The organism is Streptomyces sp. DvalAA-14 (assembly GCF_900091855.1).
In the GTDB taxonomy this organism is placed as follows: domain Bacteria; phylum Actinomycetota; class Actinomycetes; order Streptomycetales; family Streptomycetaceae; genus Actinacidiphila.
In genome coordinates, this window is the sequence record NZ_FMCH01000242.1 from 1 (window position 1) to 3,193 (window position 3,193).

2 protein-coding genes are annotated in these 3,193 nt (G+C 77.7%); both read left to right on the forward strand.

Features of this window, described 5'->3' with window-relative positions:
* Window positions 1-1,434, forward strand: a 1,434-nt coding sequence (locus GA0115240_RS12885; RefSeq protein ID WP_141708817.1) for an ATP-binding cassette domain-containing protein, incomplete at its 5' end; no start/stop codon positions are given.
* Window positions 1,427-3,193 carry an ATP-binding cassette domain-containing protein gene (locus GA0115240_RS12890; RefSeq protein ID WP_093736823.1) on the forward strand — a complete coding sequence of 589 codons (1,767 nt, stop codon included), beginning with the start codon at window positions 1,427-1,429 and terminating at the stop codon, window positions 3,191-3,193. The genes GA0115240_RS12885 and GA0115240_RS12890, both read left to right, overlap by 8 nt.

Below are 3,193 nucleotides of genomic sequence, written 5' to 3' on the forward strand. Positions count from 1 at the left end.
GCCTTCCTGCTCGGCGCGCCCCTGCTCGCCCTGCTCGTCCGGCGCTTCGCCCGCGCCTCCTCCGACTCCATCGCCCGCTACCAGGACGCGCAGGGCCGGATCGCCGCCCGCCTGATGGAAGCGCTCGGCGGCGCCCGTACGATCGCCGCGGCCGGCACCGAGGAACACGAAAACGCCCGTGTGCTGCGGCCGTTGGCCGAACTCAGCGCCCAGGGGCACCGCATGTGGCGCGTCCAGGGCCGGGCCACCGCGCAGGCCGCCGTGCTGGTCCCGCTGCTCCAGATCATCGTGCTCGCCGTCGGCGGCGTCCGCCTCGCCCAGGGCGCCCTGTCCGTCGGCGACCTGCTCGCCGCCTCCCGCTACGCCACCTTGGCGACCGGTATCGGCGTGGTCGTCGGCCAGCTCGGCGGCCTGGTCAGGGGCCGGACCGCGGCCGCCCGGCTGGCCGCGGTGCTGGCGCTGCCGGTACGGGCCTACGGGGACGGGCGGTTGCCGCTTCAGGTCCCCGCGCCCGGGACGCGGAAGGACGGCGGCGAACCCGCCGCCACGGAACGCGGCTCGACCGGCCGCGACCACAAGGCCGCTGCGGGCGGCGGGCGTTCGCGCGGCCCGGCTCCCGGCACGCTCGAACTGCGCGGTGTCACCGCCGTGCGGGGCGGTCGGGTGGTACTCGACCGGCTCGATCTGATCGTGCCGGGCGGCGCGTGCGTGGCGGTGGTCGGCCGGTCCGGGGCGGGCAAGTCGGTGCTGGCCGCGCTGGCCGGCCGGCTGCTCGACCCGCAGCGCGGCAGTGTGCTGCTCGACGGGCGGGAGCTGCCCGAGCTGAGCCGGGCGGAGCTGCGGGCCGCGGTCGCCTACGCGTTCGAGCGGCCGGTCCTGCTCGGCGACACGATCGGCGATGCCATCGGCTTCGGCCCGCGCCCGGTGCCGCTGTGGGCGACCGTGCGGGCCGCGCGGGCGGCCGGGGCCGACACGTTCGTACGGCGGCTGCCGGGCGGCTACGACACCCCGCGCGCCGAGGCGCCGCTGTCCGGTGGGGAAGTGCAACGTCTCGGGCTGGCACGGGCGTTCGCGCACGCCGGACGGCTGCTGGTCCTGGACGACGCCACCTCCAGCCTGGACACGGTGACCGAACTCCACGTGGCCCGGGCCCTGTCCCGGGGCCACCGGGACCGCACCCGGCTCCTGATCACCCACCGCGCCGCCACCGCCGCCCGCGCCGATCTGGTCGCCTGGCTGGAAGGCGGCACGGTCCGCGCCCTCGCGCCGCACGGCCGGCTGTGGCCCGAACCGGACTACCGCGCGCTGTTCGCGGCGGGTGCGGCGGGCCCACCAGGTGCGGCCGACTCACCCGGCCTCCCGGGCCTTCCCGACCTCTCGGGCTCGCCGGCGGCGGAAGCGGAAGCGGAAGCAGAAGCGGGCCGGCATGGCTGACACGCGGCTGCCGGGATATCTGCGCGGCCGGGCCGGCGCCCTCGCCGTCCTCGCCGCCTGGTCGGTGCTGGAGGCCGGGCAGACCTTCCTGATGGGCTACGCGCTCGCCAAGGCGCTGGACGACGGATTCCTGCCGGGCCGCCCCTGGACCGGGCTGGCCTGGCTGGCCCTGACGGCCGCCTCGGTGCCGGTGGGGGCGTACGGCACCGCCCGGGTGTTCCGGGCGCTGGCCGGTCTGGTGGAGCCGCTGCGCGACCTGCTGGTACGGCGGGTGGTGCGCGGCGGTCTGCGGGCCGCGGTGGCCCGGGGGCGGGCCGGGGACTCGTCGGTGGTGTCGCGGCTGACGCACCAGGTGGAAATCGCCCGGGACGCCTTCGGCGGGCTCGTCCTGGTACTGCGCTCCTTCGTCTTCACCGCGGCCGGCGCGCTGGCCGGCCTGTGCGCGCTCGCCCCCGTGCTGCTGCTGATCGTGGTCCCGCCGCTGGCCGCCGGAATCGGCCTGTTCGCTGCCGCGCTGCGCCCGCTGGCCCGTCGCCAGCACCGCTGTCTGGCCACCGACGAGGCGCTGGCCGAGGAACTCGGCGCTCTCACCGGCGGGTTGCGCGACATCACCGCCTGCGGGGCCGAGGATCCGACGGCCGATCGCGCGGACCGGCGGATCGACGCCGAGCTGCGGGCCAGCCGGTCCCTGGCCCGATGGAGTGCGGTCCGCGCGGGCGCGCTCGCCGTCGGCGGCCAAGTCCCGGTCGTCCTGCTGCTGGTGGGCGGTCCCTGGCTGCTCCGTACGCATCGCGTCACGCCGGGGGCCCTGCTCGGCGCGCTCGCCTATCTCACCCAGTCCCTCCAACCGGCCCTGCAGAACCTCGTGCACACCCTCAGCGCGGCCGGTACCCGGCTGGGCGTCGTGCTGGCCCGCATCACCGCGGCCGACGGCGACGCCCCCGCGGCCGTCGCCGCGCCGGATCCGCCGCCCGCCACCGGACCGTACGAGGGCCCCGTCCTCCGCCTGCGCGGCGTCACCTTCGCCTACGGCCCCGCCGCCGAACCCGTGCTGCACGACCTGGACTTGACGGTCGGGGCCGGCGAACACCTGGCGGTGGTCGGCCCGAGCGGCATCGGGAAGTCCACCCTGGCGGCCCTCGCCGCCGGGCTGCTGCGCCCGGACCGGGGAACGGTGCGGACCGCCGGCCGGCCGGCGCTCGTCCCGCAGGAGGCGTATGTCTTCGCCGCCACCGTCGCCGAGAACCTGCGCTACCTGTGCGGGAGCGGGCCGTCCGACGCGACCGTGCTCGCCGCGGTACGGGCGGTGGGTGCGGCGCAACTCGTCTCGCGCCTGGGCGGGTTGGCGGCCGAGGTGGATCCGGGGGCGCTGTCGGCGGGGGAGCGCCAGCTGATCGCGCTGGCCCGTACGTATCTGGCCCCGGCCCGGCTGGTGGTGCTGGACGAGGCGACCTGCCACCTCGACCCGGCCGCCGAGGCCGTCGCGGAGGAGGCCTTCGCCCGGCGGCCCGGCGGGACCCTGGTGGTGGTCGCCCACCGCATCAGCTCGGCCCGCCGGGCCGACCGGGTGCTGGTGCTGGACGGCACCCGGGCGGTCTGCGGCACCCACCACGACCTGCCGGCGCGCTCCCCGCTCTACCGCGACCTGGTGGGGGGCTGGTCGGCCCCCGCCCCGGCGCCACCCCCCCACGGTCGCGTCGTCAGCGCCCCCCCGGATCCGCGGCCGGCTACACCCAGCCGGCCACCCGGGAGATCCTGA

What these genes read in the sequence shown, in the direction of transcription:
- GA0115240_RS12890 (WP_093736823.1), top strand. Translation starts at nt 1,427, where the DNA reads ATGGCTGACACGCGGCTGCCGGGATATCTGCGCGGCCGGGCCGGCGCC.